We start from the raw sequence: 5,297 nt of genomic DNA on the forward strand, positions 1-5,297 counted from the left end.
CCGCTCGACTTGCATGTATTAGGCACGCCGCCAGCGTTCGTCCTGAGCCAGGATCAAACTCTCCAAAAAGGGTAGTTCAACTGCGCTCATTACAAGCTAGCTAAAAGCATATTTCGCTCATGTTCGGTTTTCAAGGAACAAACTTTCGTACTGCTTGTCCGATCCGCTCTCGCGGCCGGAATTACATCCTACCACATTCGGCAGCCTCGATGCAAGCGCCAGTGTTTTCCACCGAAACGCTCGCTTTCATCCGCCCGGCCGCCGTTTCCGCGGCGACAAGAATATACTATACCCGCTTTGCCGACCGATTGCAAATTGTAAAATATTCCATGACCCATGCCAGGGACAACTCGTCGTTCTAGGCGGACAGCCCTCTCCATAAACATGTACAAGTATTGTACTAAGCAACGAGGAGCTGCTGACGCCATCATGAGTACTTTCCTAAGTTACGTTCTTCTCGGTCTTTCCTTATCGGCCCCGATCGGTCCGGTCAACGCCGCCCAGCTGGACAAGGGCATTCGGTACGGCTTCTGGAACGCTTGGCTGCTCGGCCTCGGCGCCATGGCCGCGGACGCCGCCTTCATGCTGCTCATATACTTCGGCTCCGCGCATTTCCTGCAGACCCCGTTCATGAAGACGTTCCTGTGGACCTTCGGCTGCTTCGTCCTCGTATATACCGGCGTCGAGAGCTTTAAAAAAGCGGACGCGATTCAAGCAAGCAAGGAACATCAGAAAGAAGCGCCGGCCAAATCCTTCGCGCAAGGATTTTTCCTGACGCTCAGCAACCCGCTCAGTATCTTGTTCTGGCTTGGCATCTACGGGTCCATCCTCGCGAAGGCCGCGGAAACCGAGGCGCCGCTCGATCTGCTGATCAACAGCGCGGCGATCTTCCTCGGCATCCTCGTATGGGACTTCACGATGGCGTCGCTCTCCAGCAGCTTCAGCAAGTTCGCGAGCGGGAGCATCCTCACCTTCGTCTCCCGCGTCGCCGGCCTTGCGCTCATCGGGTTCGGATTGTACTTCGGCATGCAGGCGTTCAAGCTGCTGTTCCTAACCCCTTAATCCGTCGCATGCCGTTTGCGCCACAACCGAATGCCCGCCGACTCTCCCGCCGACTCTTCGTCCGGCTCCCCGTTCGAAGGGGCGTCGGGCGTTTCGCCTTGTCCGCCCCCGCCGCCGCCCTTCTTCCACTTCGTAAATTGCAAAATCAACGACACGCCGACAATTACGACGACGAAGCCGACGCTCGCGAAAAAACCCGGCCGGCTGCTTTCGTCGAACAGCGTGCCCGTCACCGCCGCCGCAATGAGCGCCATCGCGGTGAACGACTTCACCTGCGCCCAGGTCGAAAGCTGCGTCAGGCGCCTTGCGGAAAGCACCATAAACAGCCAAGAAAACAGCAGCATCAGTCCGCCCGCCGTCGTGATGTACTCGTACACGGCCTTCGGCAGCAGAAGCGCGACGACGACCGATACCGTCATCCCGGCGATCGTCAGCAACAGCGACATGTATGGAAGCTTGCGTTTCTTCGTCTGCTTCGTAAACAGCTTCGGCGCGTCGCCGTCCTGCGCGATCGTGTACATGATCTTCGTCGTCGAGAACAGCGAGGCCACCAAGCTCGAGAACCCCGCAATAATCAGCACCCCGTTGAAAATGTCCACGATGACGCTAAAATGCAAGTCCTTCAATGCAGTCACGAACGGACTTTCGTCCGGCGAGAAAGCTTTCTTCGGCGCGAGGATCAGCGCAAGCGCAAGCGACACCGTGTAGAGCAGCGTGACGGTCGCGATCATGACTTTGCCCGCTTTCGGCGCGTCCTTCGGCGACTTCAGCTCCGTCGCCATGAGTCCCATCACCTCGATGCCCGCGAAGGCGAAGAACGCGAACACGAGCCCCGTCCACATCCCCATCGCGCCGTGCTCGAAGAAATCGCCGACGGACTTCGGCGGGTGCATATGGGCGTTCTCCTGCCCGAGCACGCCCGGGATGACGAGGAACGCCAGCACGATAAACATGATCAGCGCGGTCACCTTCAACACGGCGAAAATGTTTTCGGCTTTTTGGAACCCCTTCTGCCCGAGCATGACGACCCCGACGCCGAGCGCGGCATAGCTGCCGGCATACACCCACAACGGGAACTTGTCGTACCAAAACCGCGTGAACAAGCCGAGCGCCGTCAGCTGGCTGCCGAGAATGAGCATCTCGGACAACCAATACATCCAGCCATGGCTGAAGCCCGCCCAATGGCCGAAGGCATGCTTCGTATAGGTGCGGAACGAACCCTTCTCCGGCTTCGCCGCGATCATGCACGACAATGCGTCGTACACGAAGTACGTGCCCACTGCCGCCAACACGAACAGCACCAAGACGGCATAGCTGCTCGTCTCGATCGCGATGCCCGAGCCTAGGAAGAAGCCGGTCCCCGTCGTAAAGCCGAGGCCGAGCAGCGTGAGCTGCCACCATTTCATCGCGCCTCGGCTGGCCGCGGCGCCCGAGGACGGATGTTGTTTTTCGCTCATCGTTTCGTCGTACCCCCCGCGCCGCGTAGGGCGCACTCGTTTCCTGTTAGGCTTCGATGGGAGCAGTCAACTTAGTCGCAGGAAGCCTAAGGGAACAACTGGAAGTCGGCCAGCGGGATGGGAGCGGCGGCGCGCGTTTACAATAAAGGGGAGTATTATCACTCGCGAAAAAGAGGGGAACATCCGCTATGCCGACGGCTACTTTGACGGAAACGAAGACGTCCGCCGCAAGCGCGGTCGACTGGGAACAAATACGCGCGCAGTTCAACCTCGACCCGGATTACATTCATATGGGAACGGCGCAATATTTCGCCTCGCACCCGCGGCACGTCCGGGAGGCGATCGAGAAACACCGAGACGAGCTCGACAAAAACCCTGCGGTATACATCTTAAAGAACGAGGTGAAATTCGCGGAGGCGTGCCGGAAGGCGGCCGCGAATTATTTCGGCGTCGACGATCACAAGCGGATCACGCTCGTCGACAGCACCACCGTCGGCCTCGGTATCGTATATACGGGCCTGAACATTCAGGCGGGACGCGAAATTTTAACGTCCGAACACAACTATTATTCGCAGCAGGAAGCGATCAAGCAGGCGGCGGACCGGACGGGCTGCACGTTCCGGGAAGTGAAGTATTACGAAGACATCCATACGGTGACGATCGAGGAGATGGTGGGCAATCTCGTGCGGGAAATCACCGACCGGACGCGCGTCGTCGGGGCGACGTGGGTGCATTCGAGCACGGGATTGAAGTCGCCGATACCGCAGCTGGCGAAGGAAATCGCCAAGCTGAACGAAAAGCGGAGCGAAGAAGATCGCATTCTGCTCGTCGTCGACGGGGTGCACGGCTTCGGCGTCGAGCTCGAGACGTTCCCGGAGCTCGGCTGCGACTTCTTCTGCGCCGGCACGCATAAGTGGATTTACGGCCCGCGGGGCACGGGCATCGTCGCGGGGACGGAGGCCGGCTATCGCCATGTGCGCCCGGTCATTCCGAGCTTCTCCGAAACGATGTACGAGATCATCAGCGGCAAGCCGAAGTCGGACGTCGCCGACGGCACGACGATGTCGCCGGGCGGCTTCCACTCGATGGAGCATCTGTGGGCGATGCCGGCCGGCTTCGAGTTTTCGCTCGGCATCGGCAAGCAGGCCGTCTACGAGCGGGTGCACGGTCTCGCGCGCATGCTGAAGGAAGGGCTCGCCGACATGCCGCACGTCCTGCTCGCGACGCCGATGGACGACGCGCTTTCCTCCGGCATCGTCTCCTTCGAGGTGAAAGGCATGTCTCCGAAGGAAACCGCGCAGGCGCTCGTCGACAAGAAGGTGATTTCGACCGAGGCGCCGTACAAGAAGCGGTACGCGCGGTTTACGCCCGGCGTGTATATCAGCGAGGCCGATGTGAAGAAGGCGCTCGACGCCGTCATGTCGCTAAAGCGATAACCGCGCTCATGGAACCGAAAGAAAGCCTGCGTCCCGTAGAGGGCGCAGGCTTCTTTGCCGTCGACGCCGACAGTCGCCTTAAGGCTGATTCAAAAACTCGATGAGCGCGCTGTCCGACAACGATCCGTCTTGGATTTGCTTTACGAGCTCCGCCGGCACGTTCGGCCGGGCGAAGCGGATATAGTCGCCTCGGACGAGCAGGTCCGCGGGACCGTTTTCCGGAATCGTGTTGAACGTCTTGCTGTCGATATCGCTGCCGAAGTAGGCGCCGTTCGAATACGCCGCGATGCCGACCTGCAGCGTGTCCGGCAAGTCGGGCCGCGGGAACGTCCGTCCCCGGGTCCACGTGCTGCCTTCGGGTTTGTACAGCGTGAAGAAGTTGTCCCCGAGGCGGATGATGCGCAGCTCGATCCAGCCGTCCCGCACTTGCGTCAGGCGCAGGTCCGACTTGCTGTCGATCGTCGTTTTCGTCTCGATTTGTTTAATGTATTGCCCGTATGACCCGTACCCGTTCGTTATAAACAGCCAATTCTCCTTGCCGGGCGTCCACGTGTCCATCGTGATGTCCCGCGGCTCGCGCGCCATGAGCCCCGCCAGCGAGTACGACTTCTGAGGCACATCGGTTTCCTTGCCCGTCGTCAGCAGCCGGAACGTCACGTCGAAGTCGCCGGTCACTTCTTTAAACAGGAACACGCCGCGGTCGTCCTCGAACCATCCGCTCGCGTACGGCGACAAGAACAGCTCTCCGGGATGCTTCTCTCCGATGCTGAGCTGGTCGACCCAGTTTTTGTGCCCTTCGACGGTCGACAGCTCCGTCCAATCGTCCAGCGTCGCCGGGTCGTCGAATTCGTCGCTGAGGCTTGCGATATCCGGCAGCGGCTCGGCCGCCGCCCCGCTCGTTCCGCCTTGCGCCCCGCAAGCCGCGCCGATGATGGCCGTCGCGGCGAGGGCGAGGGCGAGGAGTGCCTTTTTCATAGTTTCGCCTCTTTCGATTCAGATTTCTACCATCATAGTAGACCGCCTGTCACTTCCCTAGTGACTTCGGTCATGCGGAAGGTCATGTTTTCGCGCGGAGGCTCCGTCCGAACGAAAAAACCAGTATAATAGGAAGAAAACGAACGGGCGTCGCTCGTGCAGAGAGAAGGTAGCTTCCTTGTCGATCCTCACCGTCGTCGTCGCCGACGATCAACTGCTTTTGCGGGACGGGCTGCAAACGATCATCAATTTGGAACACGATATGCGCGTCGTCGGCGTCGCCGACAACGGCGAAGACGCCGTCGAGCTCGTGCGCCGGCTGCGGCCGTCGATCGCGCTGCTCGACGTTCAGATGCCCGTCATGGAC

The 5,297-nt window shown here is 59.9% G+C and carries 5 protein-coding genes and 1 rRNA gene; 3 read left to right on the forward strand and 3 right to left on the reverse strand.

Annotated elements, in window-relative coordinates; translation table 11 throughout:
• Positions 1 to 69, reverse strand: a 16S ribosomal RNA gene (locus tag VEZ38_RS14785); the annotation flags it as partial.
• Between the two features lie 360 nt (positions 70 to 429).
• Between VEZ38_RS14785 and VEZ38_RS14790 the strand changes: the two genes are divergently transcribed.
• Positions 430 to 1,062 (forward strand): LysE family transporter, encoded by a 633-nt coding sequence (locus VEZ38_RS14790; RefSeq protein ID WP_324894712.1) that lies wholly within the window; start codon positions 430 to 432, stop codon positions 1,060 to 1,062.
• Here VEZ38_RS14790 and VEZ38_RS14795 read toward each other — a convergent pair.
• Positions 1,059 to 2,519, reverse strand: coding sequence for an amino acid permease (locus tag VEZ38_RS14795; protein ID WP_324894714.1), 1,461 nt, complete (start codon positions 2,517 to 2,519; stop codon positions 1,059 to 1,061). The genes VEZ38_RS14790 and VEZ38_RS14795 overlap by 4 nt on opposite strands.
• 188 nt (positions 2,520 to 2,707) lie before the next feature.
• Here VEZ38_RS14795 and VEZ38_RS14800 point away from each other — a divergent pair, with 188 nt between their 5' ends.
• Positions 2,708 to 3,955, forward strand: coding sequence for an aminotransferase class V-fold PLP-dependent enzyme (locus VEZ38_RS14800; RefSeq protein ID WP_324894716.1), 1,248 nt, complete (start codon positions 2,708 to 2,710; stop codon positions 3,953 to 3,955).
• Positions 3,956 to 4,033: 78 nt separating this feature from the next.
• Here VEZ38_RS14800 and VEZ38_RS14805 read toward each other — a convergent pair whose 3' ends face one another.
• Positions 4,034 to 4,930 (reverse strand): hypothetical protein, encoded by an 897-nt coding sequence (locus VEZ38_RS14805; protein WP_324894718.1) that lies wholly within the window; start codon positions 4,928 to 4,930, stop codon positions 4,034 to 4,036.
• A gap of 178 nt (positions 4,931 to 5,108) precedes the next feature.
• Here VEZ38_RS14805 and VEZ38_RS14810 point away from each other — a divergent pair.
• Positions 5,109 to 5,297 (forward strand): response regulator transcription factor (locus VEZ38_RS14810; RefSeq protein WP_324894720.1); only part of this gene is annotated, 189 nt, incomplete at its 3' end.

Source organism: Paenibacillus sp., assembly GCF_035645235.1.
Lineage (GTDB): Bacteria > Bacillota > Bacilli > Paenibacillales > YIM-B00363 > Paenibacillus_AE.